The following is a 21,592-nucleotide window of genomic DNA, read 5'->3' as shown; positions in this document are numbered from 1 at the left end:
TGTGGTCCGATGCGTGGAGTGGCTGAACTGTGGCCGTACACCGGCAAGGTGGGGGACTCGTCGTGTCTGGCATAGGCGGATTTGCGGTTTCGGGTGGCGCGGGCGGGGGCGTCGCCGTGGGTGGACGGGGCAGACAGTCCCTGCCGCGCCCGTTGCAGGCGGTGCTGATCCTCGTACGGCTCCTCTTCGCCGCCGCGGTTGTCGGCGGCGTCGGTGTGATGACCGTGGCATCGGCGGTCGACGAGGTCGACGGCCAGCTGTTCGGGCTGCTGCTGTACGCGGCGCTGCCGGGCGTGATCGGGTTCGTGCTCTCGCTGTATCTGCGCACCGGCGGTGTCTGGGTCTGGCGCGGACTGCTGGCCGTACACGTCTGGCTCACCCTCGGCGCGCTGGCGACCCTCGGCCAGGACGGCGGCGGGCGCGGTGTCACCCAGCTGGTGATGCCGGTCGCCGTCGTCGTGCTGCTGTTCCGGGCGAGCTCCCGCGCATGGTTCGAGCTGCCGCTCGAACAGCGCCTGCCGCACCGGCGGTTCAGCATCGCGCGGATGATCAAGTGGCGCCGGGACGACGCCGGTCAGACCGCGATGGAATACCTGGGCATGGTCCTGGTGGTCGTGGCCCTCATCGGCGGACTCGTCGTCACGGGGATCGGCGCCCAGCTGACCGGCGGGCTCCAGGACGCGATCTGCCGGCTCACCGGGAGCGCCTGCCCCGCACCCGGCAGCAATGTGGAGGCCGGGCCCGGCAAGGACTCCGGCGGGTCGACCACGTCCGGCGGCAAGGACGCCGGCGGTGCGGACGCGGGCGGATCGGTGGCCACCGGCGGCACGGACTCCGGGGGCAACGGGCCGGCGGGGTCCGGTTCCGGCTCCGGCGGGTCGGACACGGCCGGGGGCTCCAACGCGGCCGGCGGGACCGACACGGCCGGCGGAACCGGCTCGGCGGGCAATGGTTCGGCGGGCAACGGTTCGGGCAGCTCGGGAAGCTCCGGCGGGGACGACACCGTCATCCAGGTCGACGACGGTGGCGACGATGTGGACACTTCCGGCGAGCCGGACGGCGGCGACGACCAGGACGACGGCTCCGGCGGCGACGAGGAGAAGCCCGGCGAGAGCTGCACCTCGGGGGTCGGCGCGTTCTTCTCCTGCGCCGCGCACCAGACCGGCGGGTTCTTCAAGGGCCTGATCGGCGACGGGCTGTGGGGCGACATCACCGGCACGATCGACACGATCTTCCACCCCATCAAGGCCTGGGACGGCCTGATGGACTACGGCAAGAGCCTCGGCGACAAGTGGAGCCAGGACTCCAAGGGCGCCGGGGACAAGTGGTCCGACGGCGACTACCTCGGCGCGGTCTGGGACTGGACCAAGGCGTCCGGCGGCACCGGCCTCAAGGTCCTCGACGACATGTTCATCGGCGACGAGGTCCGGGACATGTGGAAGAACGGCAACGAGGGCCAGGCGATCGGCACCGGTCTCTGGAACATCGGCTCGCTGTTCATCCCGGGCTACGGCGAGGCCAAGCTCGTCGGCAAGTTCGGAAAGCTGGGCAAGTTCGGGAAGCTCGGCAAGCTCGGCGAGGTCGCCGAGAAGGCCGGGGAGGCCGCGAACAAGGCGAAGAAGGCCGCCAAGGCGGGCGACATCACGGCCGCGGAGAAGGCCGCCAAGGAAGCGCAGCAGCACGCCGACGACGCCGCCGAGCAGGCCGGCCTCAAGGGCTGCACCGTCGGCATGGGCGGTCGTGTACGTGTCCCGTACGGCAGCGGTGCGGGCGTCGGACTGCCCGGCTCCGGTACCGGCGTCATGGCCGGGGCGCGCACATCCGTGCCCGTCGGGTTCCTCGCCGGGAAGTGCGACGAGGTCGACCCGGAGAAGAAGGCCGCCGCCGACGAGGCCCAGCGCCTGGCCGACGAGGCGAAGAAGGCCGCGGACGCGGCCAAGCGCCGGAAGGCCCTGGAGGACGCCAAGAACCAGCCGAAGCCGGCCTGGTACAAGGACCTCAAGGACCCGCCGGCCGGGGCCAAGGACGGCGGCGAGGGCAACTGGCAGGAGATCAAGCCCGGCGTCTGGAACTACCCCACCGAAATGGGTGCCCGCTACCAGGAGCAGATCTCCAAGGTGGGCCGCGGCAAGGAGTACCGGGTTCCGCTCGACAAGCTCACGGGGAAGCCGGTCGACTTCGACGGCTGGGACGCCTCGCGGGGCACCTACCTGGAGGCGAAGTACGGGTACAAGGGCAAGGACTTCTACAACGCCGACACCGGGACGCTCACCCCGAAGGTCGCCGACCGGTGGGCCGACCAGGCAACCCGGCAGGTCGACGCGGCACGCGGCAAGCCGGTCGAGTGGCACCTGTCCGACCCGGACGTCGCCGAGGCGGCGCGAGAGATGTTCGAGGACCGGGGCATCCCGGTTAAGGTGATCCACACCCCGGGGGACGTGACCGGCTGACCGCCGGACGGGGTGTGGAACCGCAGACCGGAGCCCGAGGAGAACGTGTCGTGCTGAACGTCGTAGTCAACGGTTTCTGGGGCCTCCGCGGGGAATCCGTACCGGCCGTCGCCGAACGCTGGGCCGGTACGCTCACCGCGCTGGGGGAGATCGACGGCCCGACGTTCGACGTATGGCACGAGGCCGGTGACGACCTCCCGTCCGATCCCGTGCTGGAGCCCTCGGCCCCCGCACTGGCGCAGTACATCGAGCGGAAGAACACGGGCCCCGACCTCGACGTGGTGGGCTACACGGCGTCGCTGTGGGCGCGGAACCCCGCGGCGGCGCACGTGTCCATGGCGATTCACGCGGGCAGCACCTCGCAGTACGCGGTGAACTCCGTCTCGCTCGCCTTCCGGTCGCGCGAGGTGGACGAGACGGCGGAGGTGATCCGGCGCGCTCCGGAGATCCTGCGCCTCCTCGCGGAGCACTGGGAGTTCGACGCCGGGCAGGTGTACGACAGGCCCCAGTACCGGGCGGTGGCCGAGCGGTTCGACCTGGCGAACAGCGACCCCCGCTGCGGCCGTGCGGTCTATCTCTCCGCCGGCCGCGCCGCCCTCGCCCCCGGGGAACTGCCCGGGACGTACGTCCGCACCGCGCACGGGGGACTGGTCATCGACCTCACCCGTGGCGGTGCGGAGTCTCCGGGCATCGAGACGGTCATCGAGGCGAACACCCGGCTGCGGGCGGCCGGGGCGCTGGAAAAGCTCCCGGTGCCGTTCGACCGGGCCACGCTCTGATCTCCGTACGCCCGTGCGCGGGGCGCGTCCCTCAGACCCAGCCCCGCATCGCCACGAACCCCAGCAGCAGCCCCGCCGCGAACACCCCGAGCCCGAGCGCGAGCACCGCGGGCATCAGTACCGGGCCCCACGCCCCCGGCCCGGCCACCGTCGCCTTCTTCTCCGGGTCGGCCGGGTCGTAGCTGACCCGGACCGCCGCCCCGACCTCGAAGCCGAACGGGCCCGGGGCATGGTCGGTGAACTCGATGTCGCGGCCGTCGCGGGTACGGAACGCGAAGACGTACTCGGTGGCGTAACCCCGGTCCGAGCCAGGCCCCCGGTCGACCGTCCGGCGGTCCGAGCACCGCCCCTCGGCGTGTTCGCCGTGCCGCACCAGCCGCAGCACCCGGTTCAGCCGCAGTGCGGAGCGGACCGCGAACGCGCCGAGGAGCAGGCCGAGCAGCAGCAGGAACGTGGCCGTGCCGCCGGGCAGGATCTGCATGAACGAGCGCTCCCGGTCCGCTACTTGACCGTGATCGAATCGACGAACGCGTCGAGGTCCTGCGAGCTCAGCGAGCCCTTCACCGCATTGATCCGGACCGCGAACGGCACATCCTTCGAATCGACGCCCGCCACCACGACCCCCGTCATCCGGGTGCCCTGCGCCGGCGTCCGGTCGTCGCCGTTCGATGTGAACTCGTAGTCGATCCGGCGCGCCTCACGGGCGCTCTCCGCACCCGCGAGCCGCACCTCCTCGGTCCCCTTGCGGGTCGCCCCGAGACCGATGCCGGCGCCCGCCGCGGACGCCGCCTCGTCGGCGTCGTCCACACCCGTGGCGAAGTCGAGCTGCACCGAGACCATGCCGGTGCGCAGCCCGCCCTCCTCCTTCAGCGCGACGGCCGCGTTGGCCTTCGCCCGGTCGGCCGCGGGCTGTTCCTTGTAGCCCTTCTTCCCGGGGTAGCCGACGGAGAGGCTCTTGGTGTCGAGCTTCTCCCAGCCCTGCGGGAGCGCGGCACTCTCCCCGCCGCATCCGGTGAGCAGGGCGAGGCCGATGGCGGCGGCAGCGGTCGCGCCGATCGTCCGGTACGTCTTCTTCGTCGTCATCGCCTATCGCCTCTTCGTCGTGCTCGGTCGGTGCTTTCCGTACGGCTACTTCGCGCAGTAGCTGTACGGAAGGTACGAGCGCTTGTCGCCCTGCGGAGCCCCGAGGAACTGCGCGTCCGTCAGTGTCTCCTTCTTGTGCTCGTCGGAGATGGAGAATCCCAGACTCATCCCGAGCGAGACCTCGAAGCCGAACTCCTGGGCGTCCGTCTGACCGTTGTAGTTCATCTTGCTGGACAGACCGTCCTCGTACATCAGCTGGTCGAAGGGGTCGGTCCCGGTGGGCTTGTCCTGCAGGGAGTGGTCGCCGAACATGTACTCGAACGGGGCGGTGTTGTTGCCGGAGCCGTCCAGCCACTGCTCGGCGATGGCGCGCTTGTCCTCGGTGGCCTTGTCGGTGTCCTTGCCGAAGACGATCGAGTTGGTCAGGACCTCGATGCCGGTCTCGCCGGAGGAGTCGGAGCCGCTGACCTTGCCGCCCCGCTTGTCCTTGCCCTTCTCGCCGTTGTCACCGCTGATGTCGCCCTTGTTGGACGTCGAGCCGTTCTCGATGGTCTGGGTCATGTCGATCCGGACGATCTTGCCGGTCTTCTGGTCGCGGGTGACGGTGACCGCCCCGGTCCGGTTGTCCTTCGCGGAGGCCGCGCCGCCCAGCGGGCCGGCCGAACCGCTGACCTTGCCCTCCAGCTCCAGCTTGGCGGTGTACGTGTACGACTCGTTGCCGTTGACGTCGTCCTTGGTGATGGTCACCTCGGGGGAGAACTTGGCCTTGCCGCCGAGCTTCGCGCCGAGCTTGGACTCGTCGCCCGCGCTGATGGAGAGGCCGCCGTCCGCGTACGCGTTGAGACCGATGGTCGAGTACGAGATCTTCTTGTCGCCGATCTTGCTCTCGACGTCCTTCTTCTTGTCGGCCCACTTCATCCCGGAGTACCAGCCGCCGCCGTAGCCGCCGCTGTACTTCGTGGAGGTCTCCCACATCTTCATTTCTTCGATGTCGTCCCGCATCTTCTTGGCCTCTTCCTCGCTCTTGAAGACCCAGGTGTCACCGTTGGTGATCTTGATGCCGCCGCCGACGTCCACATCGGCCTTGCCCAGCTTGCCGAGCTTCACGCCGGGGGTGCTGGCGGTGGCGCCGGCCGAGGCGGCGTCGGTGAACGTCATGTAGACCAGCTTGTCGTTCTCGTCGACCTTGCCGTCCTCGTTCACATCGGTCTTGGCCTGGCTGACCTTCTGCTGGAAGCCGTACTCGTTGCCCCACTCGAACCAGCCGATCTTGACCTTGTCGCCGACGGTGTCGGAGATGCTGGAGACCTGGCACATCTTGGGCTCGTAGTCGGCGTCCGTCTTCGGCTTCGCGGTGGTTTCCCCGCCGCCGGTGGAGCAGCTGCCACCGCCGCCGCCCATGGCGCTGATCGCGCAGCGGATGCGCTCGCCGATCTGACCGCCGACACCCGCCATCGACATCGCGCCGATCAGCGTCACGACGAGGACGACCACCCCGAGGTACTCCATGGCGGTGGCGCCGCCGTCCCGCCAGGAGTACGGCCGGTACGGAGCGGGCTCCGGCTCGTCCGCGCGGTCGTCCAGCAGCCGGTCGACGGCGAGCCCCGCGGTCGCACCGGTCACCAGCGAGACGATCGGCATCAACGTGCCCTCGAAGCCCACGAGATGCCAGGACACGACCAGTCCGTACACCAGCGCGGCGACCGGGACACCGAGCGAGGCGAGCAGCGTCAGCGGACGGGACTCGCGGTGCTCGTCGGGCAGTACGCGGGCGGCGGCCAGCACCGTGAGGATGGTCGTGATGACGTTGGGGACGTGCAGCAGGGCCAGGCGCCAGCCGAAGCTGGTGAGCCGCTCGTCGGTGGCCAGCAGCTCGACCAGTCCGCGCGAGACCAGATACCCGGCGGCGATGTACACCAGGGCGCCGGCGGCCCAGCTGCGGGTCAGCGCGAAGAACACGCCGCCGCTCGCGCCGGATCTGCCCCGGTTCCCCGGCGGTATGTGGCCCGCGCCTCCGCTTCCCCAGCCCCCGCCACCAGTCACGGTTCTTCCTCTCCGACGCCCACTTGCCATGCCTGTGCCCGCAGTTCTGCATTCGGGTGTGGACGTGAGCGTACGGATGTACGAGCCGGGTGACCTGGGCCCTTGGCCCCAAAGTCGGGCCCAATGGGGAGATGCCCCGCCCCGCCGCGAGGTGCGGGGGAGCGGGGCATCGGGAGCGGGGCGCGGCCGGGTCAGTCCAGGTCGTCCGCGAACGTTCCGGCGCGCTCGGCGACTTCCGGTCTGCGGACCCGCAGGACGGCGAAGCCGACGACGCCGACGACCAGCGCGCCGACGAACACGTACGGCAGCACGTTCAGCGGCCAGGCCGGGGCGGGCCACAGGTTGCGGTAGAAGACGTAGACCATCGCCGCGGCGCCGATCAGCCCCAGGCCCCAGGTGAGCAGCAGGCCGCGGGCCCCGATCCGGCGTACGAACAGCGGCGCGGCCAGACACACCAGGGTGTAGCTGAGCATGTAGCCGAAGACACCGATGGTGTCGATGTACGTCGTCGCGTTCAGCGGTTCGGTCCCGGCGCCGACCACGAGCACCGCGGGCAGGGCGACGAACGGGGCGACGGCCCAGATGGCCGCGGACGGGGTCCGGTGGCGGGGGTGGGCGACGCCGAGCCGGGCCGGCATCACTCCCTCCTTCGCCATGCCGAACAGCAGCCGGGCGGCGACGGTGACGCAGGCCATCACCACGGCCACGAACGATGCCGCGAAGCCCGCGTGCAGGAAGAACTTGAGGAAGCCGAGTCCGGACAACTCCGCCAGTTCGTCCATCGGGTCGGTGCTCCTGGCCAGCGCGTCCGCCCCGCCGAACCCGGCGACCTGTGCGTAGGTGGCGAACATGTACAGCACACCGGCCAGCACCGCGCTGCCCATCACCGAGCGGGGGATCGCCCTGTACGGATCGGTGGCCTCGGCGCCCAGCGACGCGGCGCCCTCGAAGCCGACGAAACCGAGCACACCCAGCACCACGGCGAAGACGACACCGTCGAGAGTGGAGCCGCTGAGGCTCAGCTGCTCGGTGTCGATGATGTTCCCGCTCTTGAAGAAGGCCGGGACCAGCACGACGACGATGAGGACGATCGACACGACCTCCAGGACGGAGGCGACCCGGGCCGCCGTCCGCACACTGGCGATGGTCAGCCGGATCGCGACGGCGGCCAGCAGTACATCGAGCAGGATCTGGCCGGGGACGCCGGTGAAGAGCCCGATGCCGATCTGGTCCAGGGCGCGTGCCGTGTAGTAGCCGGCCCCGGCGAGCGAGCCCGAGCCGATGCAGACCGCACCGATGAGCAGCGCCCAGCCGGTCACGAACGAGCCCGGGGCCCCGAGCGAGAGCCGGGAGAAGGCGTACAGCGAACCGACCCCGGCGCGCCTGCGGGCGAAGACGCAGATGCAGTACGCGATGGCGAGGACGGCGGCCATGGCCAGGAAGAACGAGAACCAGGCGCCGTTGCCCGCGGACGCCGCCATGCTGGCGGGGGCGAACGCGATGACGGCGCTGGGCGCGACGTTGGCGACGCTCTGCGCGCCGACCTCGAACGTGGAGACGGAGCGGTGCGCCAGGCCGTCGGCCGGCTTCTCGGCGGTGGACTGCTTTCCGGCGGTGCTCATGTCCGGTCCTCCATCATCAGCAGCTGACGCAGGGCGTGGCCGGCGGCGAGGTCGGCCAGTGCGTCGCCCGCCTCGTCCAGCGGACGCCGTGCCGAGATCATCGATTCCACGTCGAGCTCGCCCGACACCACGAGGTCCACCAGTGCCGGGATGTCCCGGGCGGCGTCGACGGAGCCGTAGTTGGAGCCGAGGATGCGCTGGTCGGCCTCGGCGAGCGCCAGCGGGTCGAAGCGCGCGGTGCGGCCGGTGGGCGGGAGGCCGACGATGACGGCGGCGCCGCCCTGGCCGAGGGCCGCGATGGACTGCTCGGTGGTCTCGATCTTGCCGATGGCGTCGAACACGTAGTCCAGGCCCTCCGGGACCAGGGCGCGCAGCGCCTCGACGACATCGCCGTCCCGGGCGTCGACCGCGTCCGTCGCGCCGAGCCGGCGGGCCAGCTCCAGCTTCTCCGGGACGACGTCCACGGCGACGATGCGGCCGGCCTCCGCCAGCCGGGCCCCCTGTACGCAGGACAGGCCCACGCCGCCGCAGCCGATGACGGCGACGGTGGCCCCGGCCTCGACACCCGCCGTGTTGCGGACCGCGCCGACCCCGGTGGCGATGGCGCAGCCGACCAGGGCGATGACATCGAGGGGCGCGTCCTCGCGGACCTTGATCGCGCCGGAGGCGGGGACCACGACGCGCTCGGCGAACGAGGAGACGCCCAGGTAGTGGTGGGCCGGCTCGCCGTCGACCGAGAGCCGGCTGGTGCCGTCGTACAGCACCCCGCCGGGCGCCACGACCTCGGCGACCAGGCTGCACGCGGCGGGGCGGCCGGCCAGGCAGAAGCGGCAGGTGCCGCAGGAGGGAACCCAGGACAGTACGACGTGGTCGCCGATCTCCAGCCCGGTGACGCCCGCGCCGAGCGCGGTGACCACGCCGGAGCCCTCGTGCCCCATCACGACCGGGGTGGGGTGGTCCCACTCGCCGCGGATGACATGGAGGTCGGAGTGGCAGACCCCGGCCGCCGTCACGGCCACTTCGACCTCACCGGGGCCGGGCGGGGCCAGGGTGATGTCGGCGACGGTCACCTCCTGGCCCGGGGAGCGGAAGACGACGCCGCGCACGGTGCGCGCGGTGCTCTCTTGGAAGGACGGGGAGCTCATCGGCTTACTCCTCGGGTGGTGCGGAAGGGGTGGGGGAGTGCGGCACGGCCGCGGGGCGGCACAGCGGTCCGCCGGGGCGCCTTGTTTAGCGCCATTAAACTTTCGTCAAGTTTTACAGCACTAAACTCGGTGGGTAAAGACCCTTCTGGTAACCCTTCCGACCTGCGTCTTCCCCCGGCCACCGCCCGTGACCCCGCCGACAGGTAGCGTGTCCGCCATGCCCGAAGCTCCCGACAGCCACATGTCCACGATCGGCCCGAGGCTGCGTGAGCTCCGCCTGGCGCAGGGCCTGACGCTCGCCCAGGTGGCCGAGGCGGCGGGCGTGACGAAGGGGTTCGTCAGCCTCGCCGAGCGCGGCAAGACCTCGGTCTCAGTCCCGACCCTGATCCGCATCTGCGAGGCCCTGGGCACCGGCATCGCCACGCTCTTCGACTACCCGGACCAGGACGTCGTCAGGGGCGGCGTGGGCGCCAAGCTGGAGATGGGCGGCCACGGCATCGAGGAGTTCCTGCTGACGCCCGCCGAGGAACGGCACGTCCAGGTCATGCGGACGATCCTGCGGCCCGGCGGCGGCTCCGGCGGCGCGTACAGCCTGGAGGCCGAGACGGTCTTCGCGTATCTGGTCCGCGGCACGCTGCGGCTGAGCGTGGACGGCGAGCCACGCTTCCTGGAGGCCGGCGACTCCACGACGTTCTCGGCGCGGGCCGCGCACGCCTGGGACAACCCAGGAGAGGACGAGGCCGAGGTCCTCTGGTCGATCGCCCCCGCCCTGCCCCGCTCCCGCACGAAGCTCCGGCCGTAGGGCCCTGGAGCGAGGGGAGCGGGTTCCAGGGTCTTTCGCCCCAGGTTGAGCCCGCGCGCCCCGGTGCCGCACCTCGCAGCGTTGTCGCCAATCGTCAGGGCGCCGCCCTGACTCCCTCCTGCGCCTTGCGATCCACTACACCGGACCCCGCTCCCCGATCCGGCCCGGTACGAACGAAAGACCCCGGTGGTGCGCGCGGGCCCGGCCGCTCACTTCCCGTCGGTCCCGCTCTGGACGATCGTCACCCGTGCCCCCGGCCGGATCCCCCACTTCTCCATCGCCCCGGCCTCCGCCTCGATCACATGCCGGGCCCGCAGCCGGGGCATCCCCAGCCGGCCGGGCTTCATCGTGTGGACCGCCACCACCTTGAACTTCCGGTCCAGGTAAGCCACATCGATGGTGAACCGCATCCGGAAGCTGTGCACACTCCCGCACGGGGTGATCAGCAGGGCGCCGTCGATCCCGTCCTGCCCCAGCAGCCCGCGACTCCGGGCCCGGTAGGAGGCCGCGATCCGCAGCGGTATCGCCTTCTCCTGCCCTCCCTGTGCGTCGGTGACCGTCAACGTACCTGTGCCATTGCGCCATTGAGCCATGGCCATGAAGGTAGCGGCAGGTGACGGCCCATGGGCCCCTGACGGTGGGCAGTGGGCCCCAGGACCCATGACCCGGGCCCGGCACCCGCCTAGGGTCGGGCCGTGGACGCCATGCTGACAGTGCTCGCCGCACTCTGGGGCGCAGCGGCCGGACTGCTGGTCCCGCGCGCCGCCTACCGGTTCTCCGTCGAACCGGAGGACCCCTGGCGGGACGCCTGCCCCGAGGGGCACGCCCTGACCGGGGCCGCCCGCGGCTGGCTCGGCTCCACCCGGTGCGCGCGGTGCGCGGCCGTGCCGGTGCCCACGACCGCGGGCGCCGAGCCGGAAGACCGGGGCGAAGAGGCGGACCGCCCGCGGCTCGCCGCGCGTTACGCCCCCGGCGTCCTCGTCCCCGTCGTCACCGCGCTCTCCTGCGCGGTCCTCGCGGCGGCCACCGGGCTCCGCCCCGAACTGGCCGTCTGGCTGCTGGTGGCACCCGTCGCGGTACTCCTGGCGACCATCGACCGCCGCGTCCACCGGCTGCCCGACCGGCTGACCCTGCCCGCCGCCGGGGCCGTCGCCGTGCTCCTCGGCGCCGCCGCGCTCCTTCCCGAGCACGGCGGATCCTGGACCTCCGCGCTGCTCGGCGGAGCCGCGCTCGGGGGCTTCTACTTCCTGCTCTTCCTCATCAACCCGAACGGAATGGGCTTCGGCGACGTCAAGCTCGCCCTGTCGCTGGGCATGGCGCTGGGCTGGTACGGCTGGGCCGTGGTGTTCGCCGGGGGCTTCGCCGGGTTCCTGCTCGGTGCGGTGTACGGGTTCGGGCTGATGGTCCTCAAACGGGCCGGACGCAAGACCGGCATCCCGTTCGGCCCGTTCATGATCACGGGCGCGCTGCTCGGCATGCTGCTGGGCGCACTGGCCGCCTGACCCCGTCGTACCTGCGGCCCCGCCGTATTGAAGTCGCGCCACCCGGCACCCGGCTGACACCATTCCCGTATGTCCGGAACCACCGAAGAAGCGGCAGCCGAAGCAGAGCGCGCACGATTCGAAGCCCTTGTCCGGGAGGCGGCCGCCGTCTCCGTCGACGGCTGGGACTTCTCCTGGCTCGACGGCCGGGCCACCGAGGAGCGACCCTCCTGGGGGTACGCCCGCGCCATGGCGGACCGGATGGGGCGGGCGCGGGCCGCGCTCGACATCCAGACCGGCGGCGGCGAGGTCCTCGCCTCCGCACCGAAGCTGCCGCCGCTCACCGTCGCCACCGAGTCCTGGCCGCCGAACGTCGCCCGCGCCACCGCGCTCCTGCACCCGCTCGGCGCGGCGGTGGTCGCCGACCCGGACGAGCCGCCGCTGCCGTTCGGCGACAACGCCTTCGACCTGGTGGTCAGCCGGCATCCGGTGACCACCTGGTGGGAGGAGATCGCGCGGGTGCTCACCCCCGGCGGTACCTACTTCTCGCAACAGGTCGGCCCGGCCAGCGTCTTCGAGCTCGTCGAGTTCTTCCTCGGTCCGCAGCCCCCGGCCATCCGTACCGCCCGCGACCCAGGGAAGGCCCGGGAGGCGGCCGAGGCGGCCGGCCTGGAGGTCGTCGATCTGCGGACGGAACGACTGCGCACCGAATTCCTCGACATCGGCGCCGTCGTCTACTTCCTGCGCAAGGTGATCTGGATGGTGCCGGGCTTCACCGTCGAGGAGTACCGGCCGCGACTGGCCGAACTGCACCACCGGATCGAGACCGAGGGGCCGTTCGTCGCCCACACCACCCGATTCCTGATCGAGGCCCGCAAGCCGGATGCCAAGGTCTGAGACGCCCCCGCCGCTCCCGGCCCGGGGATGCGACCCTGGACGGTGAGCGCCTGGGGAAGGACTTGACCATGAGGGTGGGGAACGAAGAGGAAGCACCGCGCGTCCCGCGACAGGGGAGGGCCGACTGGCTCAGGGGCGCGCGGATCATCGGGGTGGCCGGTGTCTTCTACCGGCCGGAGGGACGGCTGGGCGAGCCGGAAGCCGTCGAATTCCTGCTGGCCGACGGCCAGTCGGTGCTCCTGACCTGCGCCTCCGACTGGACCCTGCGCGTCGGCCCCGGCGCCTGGCCGCGGCTGCCCGACTGGTGCGTACCGTCGGGGCAGTGGGAGTTCGCCACCGTGTCGACCCTGCCGGAGCCGCCCGACGGCGGCTGGACGGTGACCCGCACCGAGGAACGCGGGGACGAGAACGGCCAGGTCCGCGAGGCCGTCATCCGCTGCGAGGGCGGCAGCTTCGTGGTGATCGGCGGCGACACCGTCGCGATCCGCTTCACCCGCGGCCACCGCGGCGCCCCGGCCACCACCTGAACGCCCCCGCACCGTCCTGCTTCATCGGTGGCCACGCGGGAGGGCGCCCCGGCCACCACCTGAACGCCCCGCACCGCCCTGCTTCACCCGTGGCCACGCGGAAGGGCGCTCCCGGCCACCACCTGAACGCCCCCGCACCGTCCTGCTTCATCGGTGGCCACGCGGGAGGGCGCCCCGGCCACCACCTGAACGCCCCCGCACCGTCCTGCTTCACCCGTGGCCACGCGGGAGGGCGCTCCCGGCCACCGCCTGAACGCCCCCGCACCGCCCTGCTTCATCGGCGGCCACCGGACGAGTGCTCCCCGGCCACCACCTGAACGCCCTCCCCCGCACCCGCCCCGCCTCACCGCAGTCACCGGAGGGGCGCCCCCGGCCACCGCCCGAGCGCCCTACGCGTGGGCCCCTACCGTCACCTTGCCCACCGTCAGTTCCGCGTTCCCCTCCAGCACCGCCCCCACCCGCGCCACCTCCGCCTCCAGCTCCCGCAGCTGCCCGGCCGTCAGCGGTGCCAGCGGTTCCACGGTCACCGCGATCCGGCGGCCCGAACGCCGCTGGTGCCACACCCCGGCGGCCGTGCCGTCGACCAGCAGCACCGGGAAGTTCCCCGCCTGGCCGCCCGCCAGCGCTCGCGTGTACGCCGCGCCGGGGAAGAGCCTCTCGCGCGGCTGGGAGGCGATGAGGAAGGCGTCGAAGTAGGGGAGCAGCCGCACCCCGCGGACCGGCTCCGCCGAGAAGTCGGTGTCGCCCGCCACCACCCAGGCCGGGCCGCCCTCGTACGTCACCCGCTCGATCTCCCCGCGCGCCGCCGCCCCCGCGAACAGCTCCCCGGCCCAACCCGGAGCCGCCGCCAGCCACTTCGCGAAGTGCGCGGGCGTCGCGGGTCCGTACGCGTGCAGATAGCGGCGCACGAGACCGGCGAGCGCCTCGGGGCCGTCGAGCGGTACGACGCCGGGGCAGGTGTAGGTGACCTTGCGGCCGCGATCCGGCGCGAAGCACAGCACCCCGCGGTGACCCGCCAGATGCATCACCTGCCGCCAGCGCGGCCACATGCCCTGGAACGCCGGCATCACCGGATCCCCCGCCCACGACCCGGCCCGCTCCACCACCGCCCCGGACAGTTCGTCGACGGTCAGCTCGGTCCCGGTCAGCGCGTCCTCGATCGCGGCGAGCACGGTCTCGGTCTGCTCCGGCGTCATCCGGGCGTCCTTGGCGAACGGGGTGCGCCCGGCCGGCAGCGCGGACAACGCTCCTGTCCACAGCGGGAGTTCGTCCATCGGCAGCAGATGGACGGTGCCACGCGGCCCGAACGTCTTGACCAGCGTGCGGTCCTTCCACAGCGCGCCGCGCACATCGGTACGGGTCAGTTCCGTGGCCCGCAGCCCGACGGAGAGCTCGGCGGCCGAGAGGACCTGGGCGTGCGCGGCCGGCAGCGTGGCCACCACTTCGGCGGGGGTGCGGCGGCCGGGGGACGTGAGCCCCTGGCGCGCCGTCCGGCGGGCGTTCGCGGCGGTCCAGGTCACGGTTGCGGTTCGGCTCGTCATGGCGGGAAAACTATCGGCCCATCAGGTCAGGTCCTGTCCCATACTCGGCCCATGACCTCTGCGAGACGTACAGCCCGGATACTCGCCGCAGTGGCGGCGCTCGCCCTCACTCCCGCACTGGCCGGCTGCGGCACCGAGCGGGCCGGAACCGGTGCCGGGGACGCGACCCCCAGCGCCGACGGCGGCCCGCCGGTCCGGGGGGACTCCTCGGTCGACGGCAGCGACGCCTCGAAATACCGGGAGAACCACGCCTTCCAGTCCACCGCCGAACTGTCCCCGGCCGACCGGGCCAGGGGCGACGCCGAGGTGGAGAAGGTCAAGGCCGCTCTGGCCGGGCCGGCGGAGGGCCGCAGGACCACCGAGCCCCGGATCCGGGCGGTCCTCGCCGGCCTGGGCTACAGCTCCGGCGCCATCACCACCGGCACCTTCGGTCCGCACCGCAACACCTTCGTGCTCGACCTCGGCAACATCTGCGTCGAAGGCTCGCTGGACGGCATGGTCAACGGCCTGGTCACGGCCGAGGCGCACGGCAAATACCTCGAAGGAACCGGCTGTGTGAAGCCGGTCGGCGGGCACTGAGACGTCAACCCGGTGATGTGCGCAACGGAGTCCGGTGAATCCGGAGAGTGATTGTGGAGTGGCGTGGCGCCCAGCATCACTTACGAAGGGTTATGGTGGAAACCCCCCCTCGGGCCGGTCCGTATCCCCCCCCACGGACCGGCCCGTTTTTCGTCCGGGCCACGGTGCCGGGCCCGCGGCGGCCCCGGGGGGCCGCCCGTGCGTCAGCTCCGCCCGGCCCAGATGTTGGTGCCCGCGGTGTCCACGGCGAAGACGTCGATCTCCTTCAACTCCTCGGCGGACAGCGGCGGTCCGGCGAGCGCCGCGACGTTCTCCTCCAGCTGCTTCACGCTCGACGCGCCGATCAGCGCGGACGTCATCCGGCTGTCGCGCAGCACCCAGGAGAGCGCCAGCTGGGCGAGCGACTGACCGCGCCGGCGGGCGATGTCGTTCAGCCCGTTCAGCCGGCGCACCACCTCGTCCGAGAGCAGACCGGGATCCAGGGACTTGCCCTGGGTGGCGCGGGAACCCTCCGGGATGCCCGTCAGGTACTTCCCGGTGAGCAGGCCCTGGGCGAGCGGCACGAAGGAGATGCAGCCCATGCCGGCTGTCTCCAGGGTGTCGAGCAGGTCGTCGTCCTCGATCCAGCGGTTGATCATCGAGTAGGACGGCTGGTGGATCAGCGCCGGTACGCCCATATCCCGCAGCAGCCCGGCCGCCTCGGCGGTCTGCTCCGCGTTGTACGAGGACACCCCCACGTACAGCGCCTTGCCCTGCCGGACGGCGGAGGCCAGCGCCCCCATCGTCTCCTCCAGCGGGGTCTCCGGGTCGAAGCGGTGGGAGTAGAAGATGTCGACGTAGTCCAGCCTCATCCGCTTCAGCGAGGCGTCGAGCGACGACAGCAGATACTTGCGGGAGCCCCATTCGCCGTACGGGCCGGGGTGCATCTCGTAACCGGCCTTGGTGGAGATGATCAGCTCGTCCCGGTACGGGGCGAAGTCCTGGCGGAAGAGCTTGCCGAAATTGAGCTCGGCGGAGCCGGGCGGCGGCCCGTAGTTGTTGGCCAGATCGAAGTGGGTCACACCGAGATCGAAGGCGCGGCGCAGGATCGCCCGCTGGGAGTCCAGCGTGCGGTCGTCGCCGAAGTTGTGCCAGAGGCCGAGGGAGACGGCGGGGAGCTTGAGGCCGCTGCGGCCGGTGCGGCGGTACTCCATCGAGTCGTAGCGCGAAGGGTCGGCCTGGTAGTAGAGAGGAGAATCAGTCACGTTTCTCTCCTTATCACGGACTTGTGACAGGCCGGGTTGGGCCGGTAAGCCGCCTGCGCAGTAATGTGGCGGCTTCGGGGACTGCCACGGCACGGCGGGGCGACGGACTCTGTGGACCTGTGCGGCGATCCCCAGGGGGACGACCCCGGACCCCGGGCAAAGGGGCGGGCGGGCCCGCACGGAACCGAGAGGTGAACTCAGTGAACTTGCGCGACCTGGTGTACGGGCTCTACGCGCGCCGGGTGGAGGCCCGCCTCGACCACACCCAGGTGCCCAAGCACATCGGTGTCATCCTCGACGGCAACCGGCGCTGGGCGAAGGCGTCCGGCGGCACGGCCGCGCAGGGGCACCAGGCCGGCGCGGACAAGATCAAGGAACTTCTCGGCTGGTGCAGTGAGACGGATGTGGAAGTCGTCACGCTCTGGCTGCTCTCCACGGACAATTTCGACCGGCCCGAGTCCGAGCTGAAGCCGCTCCTCGGGATCATCGAGAACACCGTGCGCGACCTCGCGGCGGACGGCCGCTGGCGGGTCCACCACGTCGGCACGCTCGACCTGCTGCCCGCCCACACCCAGACGGTGCTCAAGGAGGCCGAGCAGGCCACGGTCGGTATCGACGGGATACTGGTCAACGTCGCCGTCGGCTACGGCGGCCGACAGGAGATCGCCGACGCGGTCCGCTCGCTGCTGCTGGACCACTCCGCCAAGGGGACCTCGTTCGAGGACCTGGCGGAGATCGTCTCCACCGACATGATCTCCGAGCACCTCTACACCCGGGGCCAGCCCGACCCTGACCTCGTCATCCGCACCAGCGGCGAGCAGCGGCTGTCCGGCTTCATGCTCTGGCAGACGGCGCACTCCGAGTACTACTTCTGCGAAGTCTTCTGGCCGGCCTTCCGCAAGGTCGACTTCCTGCGCGCACTGCGCGACTACGCGGCCCGCGGCCGCCGCTACGGCGGCTGACTCCCCGCAGGCGCGCGGTCCGTCCGGCGACCGCTCCCGGCCCGTCCGGCGTTCGAGGACCGAACCGGACGGGTGGCACGCCCGAACCCACGTGCCCCGGGGCACAAATCCCAGCTCACCCCGCCCGCCCCGGGCGGCATGGCTTCGCGTGTTCGAGGGAATACCCCTGACAGGTCGACGTCCGGTCAAAAACCAGGCGGACGTCGTGTCCAAGTGAGCGGCATGGAGTCCGCTCGCCCGGGAGGCCCTTTGCACACGAAGGACCGTACGAACAACGCGGCCGACGCGGAGGGCCGGTACCCGGCCCGTGCTTCGGGGCCCGAACCCGGCCCGTCCTCTCCCATTGGGATGCTCCGCGACACCGTCGCACCCCAACCTCGTCCGAGGGGGTACGTCCTTCCGTGGTGACCAGCACAAAGCGCCGCATGCCCGACAGGCGCACCTATGTTCTCGACACCAGCGTCCTGCTGGCCGATCCCAACGCCATGGCCCGGTTCGACGAGCACGAAGTGGTGCTCCCGATCGTCGTGGTCACGGAACTGGAGGCCAAACGGCACCATCCGGAGCTCGGCTACTTCGCCCGGCAGGCCCTGCGCCTGCTGGACGACTTCCGGGTCCGCTACGGCCGGCTGGACGCCCCGATCCCGCTCGGGGATCTGGGCGGGACGCTGCGCGTCGAACTCAACCATTCCGACCCCGGCGTACTGCCAGCCGGCTACCGGTTGGGGGACAACGACTCACGGATTCTCGCGGTCGCGCGCAATCTCCAGGCCGAGGGGTACGACGTCACCGTCGTCTCCAAGGATCTGCCCCTGCGCATCAAGGCGTCCTCGGTCGGCCTCCTCGCGGAGGAGTACCGCGCCGAACTCGCCATCACCGACTCCGGCTGGACCGGCATGTCGGAGGTCCCGCTCTCCGGCGAGCAGGTCGACCTGCTCTACGGAGAGGAGACGCTGTACGTCCCCGAGGCCGCCGAACTGCCCGTGCACACCGGACTGGTCCTCCAGTCCGAGCGCGGCAAGGCGCTCGGCCGGGTCACCGCCGAGGGCAATGTGCGTCTGGTCCGCGGCGACCGGGAGGCCTTCGGCATCCACGGCCGCAGCGCCGAGCAGCGCATCGCCCTCGATCTGCTCCTCGACCAGGACGTCGGCATCGTGTCGCTGGGCGGCCGGGCCGGCACCGGCAAGTCGGCGCTGGCGCTCTGCGCCGGCCTCGAAGCCGTCCTGGAGCGCAGACAGCACCAGAAGGTGATGGTCTTCCGCCCGCTGTACGCGGTCGGCGGGCAGGAACTGGGCTACCTCCCCGGCACCGAGGCCGAGAAGATGAGCCCCTGGGCTCAGGCCGTCTTCGACACGCTCTCGGCGGTGGCCGGGCGCGAGATCATCGAGGAGGTGCTGGGGCGCGGGATGCTGGAGATCCTGCCGCTCACCCACATCCGGGGCCGCTCGCTGCACGATGCCTTCGTGATCGTCGACGAGGCACAGTCGCTCGAACGGAACGTACTGCTGACCGTGTTGTCCCGGATCGGGGCGAATTCCCGGGTGGTGCTCACGCATGACGTGGCGCAGCGGGACAACCTCAGGGTCGGCCGGTACGACGGAGTCGTCGCCGTGGTCGAGAAGCTGAAGGGCCATCCGCTCTTCGCGCATGTCACCCTCACCCGCTCCGAGCGCTCGCAGATCGCCGCACTGGTGACCGAAATGCTGGAGGAAGGCCAGATCTGATACGGGATACGACAGTTGGTGCCGCCCGGCGAGCGAAGCAGCTTAGCCGGGCGGCACTGTGCTGCGGCACCATTTCCGTAAATCACTTGCTCCAAACGAGGTGTGAGCTTTCACACGCAACAGAGAATTGCTTCCCGGTGTGCCGTTCCGGCAGAGTCTTGCTTCCGTCAGGCCCCGCATACGGCACACCCGCACCTCCAGAGGTGCCACGCACCACACAACTCAACAAACGCCGTCCGTATGCCGCCCGCGAGCACCACGCGGCGCTCCCTCCGGGGAGTCGCCCACCGGGCCCGTGCCTCCCGTGACCCAAGCAGTAGGGAGGCCAGCGCCAGGGGCACGATTGCGTCCGCGAGGTCACCTAAGCGGGCGATGCTGGAAGGACACCGTGTGAGCCGGATCTCGGTCCGGGGGTTCGCCGTGGCATCTGCCACTGCCGTGACCACCGTTGGCGCCGTCGTAGGCGTTGCATCGGGCAGCACCCCTGCTGTCGACGACAACAACTTCGAGGCGACCGCAGCCGACACCACGCTGCTCGCAGACATCCCCGCGGGCCAGCAGGCCCAGGTGCAGACCGCCTCGCTGACGCAGCAGGCCGATGCCCAGGCCTCCGCGGCCGATGCTGCCGCGAAGAAGTCCGTGGAGGAAGCGGCCCGCATCCAGGCCGCCAAGGACGCCAAGTCGAAGAAGGCGGCGGCCGAGGACAGGCTGGAGAAGGAGCGCCAGGAGAAGAAGGACCGCGCCGAGCGCGCGAGCCGCTCCTCCGTCCGCAGCGCCTCCGCCTTCGCCACGCAGAGCTCGTACACCGTCGCCGAGGTCCAGGCGATGGCGCGTCAGATGGTTCCTGGCGACCAGTTCCAGTGCTTCAGCAACATCGTGAACCACGAGTCGACCTGGAACTACCGGGCGAGCAACCCGTCTTCCGGTGCCTACGGCCTCGTCCAGGCGCTGCCCGGTTCCAAGATGGCGTCCGCCGGTGCCGACTGGCAGACCAACCCGGCCACCCAGATCAAGTGGGGCCTCAACTACATGGACAGCCGCTACGGCAGCCCGTGCGGTGCCTGGTCCTTCTGGCAGGCCAACCACTGGTACTAGAACCCGGCACCTCCCGAGGTTCGCGTTCCTCTCGCGCAGAGCCCCCCGCCGTCCTACGGTGGGGGGCTTCGCGCGTGTACGGTCGGTCCGAACCGTCCAGTGGGGGAGCGGTGGGGAGAGAAGACGGGGGAAGAGGAACGATCATGTCGAAACTTCCGGGGTGGCTCGGCCGGCTGGGCGCCGAACTGACCGAGCTGGGCGACCGGCTGGAGCAGCGCAGGGACGAGGCCGTCGGCCACGGAACCGGGCCGGCCGGGCTGCCGGGGTCCGGTGACGCCGGGCCGGCCGCGGACGTGCCCGCCTCCGCCACGGCCGCCGCGGACGTTCCGGCCGGAGCCGTGCGGGACGCGGGCGAGCGGCGCGGTGCCCCGGCCGACCATGTGCCGCCGCCGCCCTCGTACGCCCCCTCCGTCGCCGCGCGGCCCGATCCGGTCGCGGCGATCCCCTGGGGGATGCGCGTCGCGGCCGAGGCGGGCTGGCGGCTGCTGGTCCTGGCGGGCACCCTCTGGGTGCTGATGCGGGTCATCAGCGCCGTACAGCTGGTGGTGCTGGCGTTCGTCGCCGCGCTGCTCGTCACCGCGATGCTCCAGCCGACCGTCGCGCGGCTGCGCGGCTACGGGCTGCCGCGCGGCCTGGCCACCGCCGTCACGGCGATCCTGGGCTTCGTCATCATGGGCCTGGTCGGCTGGTTCGTGGTCTGGCAGGTCATGGACAACATCGACACCCTCTCCGACAAGGTGCGGGACGGTATCGAGGAGTTGAAGCGCTGGCTGCTCGACAGCCCCTTCCATGTCACCGAGCAGCAGATCAACGACATCGCGAAGAACCTCAGCGACACCATCGGCACCAACACCGAGCAGATCACCTCCGCCGGACTGGAGGGCGTCACCGTGATGGTGGAGGTCCTCACCGGGATACTGCTGGCGATGTTCTCGACGCTCTTCCTGCTGTACGACGGAAGGCGCATCTGGCACTGGGTGCTGAAGCTGGTGCCGGCCCAGGCCCGGCCGGGGGTCGCGGGCGCCGGTCCGCGCGCCTGGCGGACGCTGACCGCCTATGTGCGCGGCACCGTCATAGTGGCGCTGATCGACGCGATCTTCATCGGGCTCGGGATCTTCTTCCTCGATGTGCCGATGGCGGTGCCGCTGGCCGTCTTCATCTTCCTCTTCGCCTTCATCCCGCTGGTCGGTGCCGTGATCTCCGGGGCGCTGGCGGTGGTCGTGGCGCTGGTCACTCAGGGCGTGTTCACCGCCCTGATGGTGCTGGCGGTGGTCCTCGCCGTGCAGCAGATCGAGGGCCATGTGCTCCAGCCGTTCATCCTGGGACGCGCGGTGCGGGTGCATCCGCTCGCCGTCGTCCTCTCGGTCGCCGCGGGCGGCATGATCGCGGGCATCGGCGGTGCGGTCGTCGCGGTGCCGCTGGTCGCGGTCACCAACACGGTGGTCGGCTATCTGCGCACGTACGGGCAGGAACAGGCCCTGAGATACGCGCCGCCCCCGCGCGGGGCGACCGCGGTCGACGTCGCTCCGACCCCGGCGCCGGGCTCGCCGCCCGAGAACGGCGACCACGGCGACGGCGAGGACGGCGGCGGTACGAAGGCCGGCTCCTCCTAGGGCCA

Annotated in this window: 19 protein-coding genes; 11 read left to right on the top strand and 8 right to left on the bottom strand. The window is 71.3% G+C overall.

What is annotated here, in order from left to right:
* Nucleotides 1–116: 116 nt before the first annotated feature.
* Together ACFVH0_RS09125 and ACFVH0_RS09120 are read left to right on the top strand one after the other, a co-directional pair.
* Nucleotides 117–2,450: a Tox-REase-5 domain-containing protein gene (locus ACFVH0_RS09125; protein WP_385818936.1), complete on the top strand. Its 2,334-nt coding sequence runs from the start codon at nucleotides 117–119 to the stop codon at nucleotides 2,448–2,450.
* A 50-nt stretch (nucleotides 2,451–2,500) separates the two neighbouring features.
* Nucleotides 2,501–3,229, top strand: coding sequence for an Imm52 family immunity protein (locus ACFVH0_RS09120; RefSeq protein WP_385818935.1), 729 nt, complete (start codon nucleotides 2,501–2,503; stop codon nucleotides 3,227–3,229).
* A gap of 31 nt (nucleotides 3,230–3,260) precedes the next feature.
* Here the strand turns inward: ACFVH0_RS09120 and ACFVH0_RS09115 are convergent, their stop codons facing one another.
* The 5 genes from ACFVH0_RS09115 to ACFVH0_RS09095 form a co-directional block, all read right to left on the bottom strand.
* Nucleotides 3,261–3,710 (bottom strand): DUF3592 domain-containing protein, encoded by a 450-nt coding sequence (locus ACFVH0_RS09115; protein WP_385818934.1) that lies wholly within the window; start codon nucleotides 3,708–3,710, stop codon nucleotides 3,261–3,263.
* Nucleotides 3,711–3,730: 20 nt separating this feature from the next.
* The gene (locus ACFVH0_RS09110; RefSeq protein WP_385818933.1) at nucleotides 3,731–4,312 is read right to left on the bottom strand and encodes a hypothetical protein; all 582 of its coding nucleotides are present in this window, start codon (nucleotides 4,310–4,312) and stop codon (nucleotides 3,731–3,733) included.
* A gap of 45 nt (nucleotides 4,313–4,357) precedes the next feature.
* Nucleotides 4,358–6,355 carry a hypothetical protein gene (locus tag ACFVH0_RS09105; protein WP_385818932.1) on the bottom strand — a complete coding sequence of 666 codons (1,998 nt, stop codon included), beginning with the start codon at nucleotides 6,353–6,355 and terminating at the stop codon, nucleotides 4,358–4,360.
* 191 nt (nucleotides 6,356–6,546) lie between these two features.
* Nucleotides 6,547–7,977 carry an APC family permease gene (locus ACFVH0_RS09100; RefSeq protein ID WP_385818931.1) on the bottom strand — a complete coding sequence of 477 codons (1,431 nt, stop codon included), beginning with the start codon at nucleotides 7,975–7,977 and terminating at the stop codon, nucleotides 6,547–6,549.
* The gene (locus ACFVH0_RS09095; protein ID WP_385818930.1) at nucleotides 7,974–9,122 is read right to left on the bottom strand and encodes a Zn-dependent alcohol dehydrogenase; all 1,149 of its coding nucleotides are present in this window, start codon (nucleotides 9,120–9,122) and stop codon (nucleotides 7,974–7,976) included. Before ACFVH0_RS09095 ends, ACFVH0_RS09100 begins: the two co-directional genes overlap by 4 nt.
* Before the next feature lie 217 nt (nucleotides 9,123–9,339).
* On the opposite strand from ACFVH0_RS09095, the gene ACFVH0_RS09090 reads away from it, so the two are divergent.
* On the top strand, nucleotides 9,340–9,924 hold the full coding sequence (locus tag ACFVH0_RS09090) for a helix-turn-helix domain-containing protein (protein WP_266912747.1): 585 nt from the start codon (nucleotides 9,340–9,342) through the stop codon (nucleotides 9,922–9,924).
* 209 nt (nucleotides 9,925–10,133) lie between these two features.
* On the opposite strand, the gene ACFVH0_RS09085 is transcribed toward ACFVH0_RS09090, so the two are convergent.
* Nucleotides 10,134–10,517: a DUF192 domain-containing protein gene (locus ACFVH0_RS09085; RefSeq protein ID WP_385818929.1), complete on the bottom strand. Its 384-nt coding sequence runs from the start codon at nucleotides 10,515–10,517 to the stop codon at nucleotides 10,134–10,136.
* A gap of 102 nt (nucleotides 10,518–10,619) precedes the next feature.
* Between ACFVH0_RS09085 and ACFVH0_RS09080 the strand changes: the two genes are divergently transcribed.
* The 3 genes from ACFVH0_RS09080 (at nucleotide 10,620) to ACFVH0_RS09070 (ending at nucleotide 12,829) form a co-directional block, all read left to right on the top strand.
* Nucleotides 10,620–11,426 (top strand): prepilin peptidase, encoded by an 807-nt coding sequence (locus ACFVH0_RS09080; protein ID WP_385818928.1) that lies wholly within the window; start codon nucleotides 10,620–10,622, stop codon nucleotides 11,424–11,426.
* A gap of 69 nt (nucleotides 11,427–11,495) precedes the next feature.
* Nucleotides 11,496–12,302 (top strand): class I SAM-dependent methyltransferase, encoded by an 807-nt coding sequence (locus tag ACFVH0_RS09075; RefSeq protein WP_385818927.1) that lies wholly within the window; start codon nucleotides 11,496–11,498, stop codon nucleotides 12,300–12,302.
* Between the two features lie 68 nt (nucleotides 12,303–12,370).
* Entirely contained in the window at nucleotides 12,371–12,829 is a 459-nt protein-coding gene (locus ACFVH0_RS09070) for a hypothetical protein (protein ID WP_385818926.1), read from the top strand.
* Nucleotides 12,830–13,218: 389 nt separating this feature from the next.
* On the opposite strand, the gene ACFVH0_RS09065 is transcribed toward ACFVH0_RS09070, so the two are convergent.
* Complete coding sequence (locus ACFVH0_RS09065) at nucleotides 13,219–14,370, bottom strand: winged helix DNA-binding domain-containing protein (RefSeq protein ID WP_385818925.1); 1,152 nt, start codon at nucleotides 14,368–14,370, stop codon at nucleotides 13,219–13,221.
* Nucleotides 14,371–14,421: 51 nt separating this feature from the next.
* On the opposite strand from ACFVH0_RS09065, the gene ACFVH0_RS09060 reads away from it, so the two are divergent.
* Nucleotides 14,422–14,949 carry a hypothetical protein gene (locus ACFVH0_RS09060; RefSeq protein WP_385818924.1) on the top strand — a complete coding sequence of 176 codons (528 nt, stop codon included), beginning with the start codon at nucleotides 14,422–14,424 and terminating at the stop codon, nucleotides 14,947–14,949.
* Between the two features lie 203 nt (nucleotides 14,950–15,152).
* Here the strand turns inward: ACFVH0_RS09060 and mgrA are convergent, their stop codons facing one another.
* On the bottom strand, nucleotides 15,153–16,193 hold the full coding sequence (gene mgrA / locus ACFVH0_RS09055) for an L-glyceraldehyde 3-phosphate reductase (RefSeq protein WP_385818923.1): 1,041 nt from the start codon (nucleotides 16,191–16,193) through the stop codon (nucleotides 15,153–15,155).
* A 200-nt stretch (nucleotides 16,194–16,393) separates the two neighbouring features.
* Between mgrA and ACFVH0_RS09050 the strand changes: the two genes are divergently transcribed.
* The 4 genes from ACFVH0_RS09050 to ACFVH0_RS09035 all read left to right on the top strand — a co-directional run bounded on the left by ACFVH0_RS09050 (nucleotide 16,394) and on the right by ACFVH0_RS09035 (nucleotide 21,587).
* A complete protein-coding gene (locus tag ACFVH0_RS09050) occupies nucleotides 16,394–17,155 on the top strand; it encodes an isoprenyl transferase (protein ID WP_385819020.1) in 762 nt (253 codons plus the stop codon).
* Nucleotides 17,156–17,556: 401 nt separating this feature from the next.
* The gene (locus ACFVH0_RS09045) at nucleotides 17,557–18,879 is read left to right on the top strand and encodes a PhoH family protein (protein WP_124716654.1); all 1,323 of its coding nucleotides are present in this window, start codon (nucleotides 17,557–17,559) and stop codon (nucleotides 18,877–18,879) included.
* A gap of 390 nt (nucleotides 18,880–19,269) precedes the next feature.
* Nucleotides 19,270–19,974 carry a transglycosylase SLT domain-containing protein gene (locus tag ACFVH0_RS09040; protein ID WP_376424645.1) on the top strand — a complete coding sequence of 235 codons (705 nt, stop codon included), beginning with the start codon at nucleotides 19,270–19,272 and terminating at the stop codon, nucleotides 19,972–19,974.
* A gap of 143 nt (nucleotides 19,975–20,117) precedes the next feature.
* Nucleotides 20,118–21,587, top strand: a complete 1,470-nt coding sequence (locus ACFVH0_RS09035; protein ID WP_385818922.1) for an AI-2E family transporter — start codon at nucleotides 20,118–20,120, stop codon at nucleotides 21,585–21,587.
* The last annotated feature ends 5 nt before the right edge of the window (nucleotides 21,588–21,592 follow it).

Origin of the sequence: Streptomyces sp. NPDC127117 (genome assembly GCF_042677325.1) — a bacterium.
Classification (GTDB): Bacteria; Actinomycetota; Actinomycetes; order Streptomycetales; family Streptomycetaceae; genus Streptomyces.
Note: the sequence above shows the minus strand (reverse complement) of the source record. Positions and strands in the feature narration are given on the sequence as shown.

Coding starts and splice junctions, on each gene's coding strand:
- ACFVH0_RS09100 (WP_385818931.1), bottom strand. CDS start 7,977: ATGAGCACCGCCGGAAAGCAGTCCACCGCCGAGAAGCCGGCCGACGGC.
- ACFVH0_RS09070 (WP_385818926.1), top strand. CDS start 12,371: ATGAGGGTGGGGAACGAAGAGGAAGCACCGCGCGTCCCGCGACAGGGG.
- ACFVH0_RS09090 (WP_266912747.1), top strand. CDS start 9,340: ATGCCCGAAGCTCCCGACAGCCACATGTCCACGATCGGCCCGAGGCTG.
- ACFVH0_RS09085 (WP_385818929.1), bottom strand. CDS start 10,517: ATGGCTCAATGGCGCAATGGCACAGGTACGTTGACGGTCACCGACGCA.
- ACFVH0_RS09060 (WP_385818924.1), top strand. CDS start 14,422: ATGACCTCTGCGAGACGTACAGCCCGGATACTCGCCGCAGTGGCGGCG.
- ACFVH0_RS09110 (WP_385818933.1), bottom strand. CDS start 4,312: ATGACGACGAAGAAGACGTACCGGACGATCGGCGCGACCGCTGCCGCC.
- ACFVH0_RS09065 (WP_385818925.1), bottom strand. CDS start 14,370: ATGACGAGCCGAACCGCAACCGTGACCTGGACCGCCGCGAACGCCCGC.
- ACFVH0_RS09035 (WP_385818922.1), top strand. CDS start 20,118: ATGTCGAAACTTCCGGGGTGGCTCGGCCGGCTGGGCGCCGAACTGACC.
- ACFVH0_RS09095 (WP_385818930.1), bottom strand. CDS start 9,122: ATGAGCTCCCCGTCCTTCCAAGAGAGCACCGCGCGCACCGTGCGCGGC.
- ACFVH0_RS09075 (WP_385818927.1), top strand. CDS start 11,496: ATGTCCGGAACCACCGAAGAAGCGGCAGCCGAAGCAGAGCGCGCACGA.
- ACFVH0_RS09115 (WP_385818934.1), bottom strand. CDS start 3,710: ATGCAGATCCTGCCCGGCGGCACGGCCACGTTCCTGCTGCTGCTCGGC.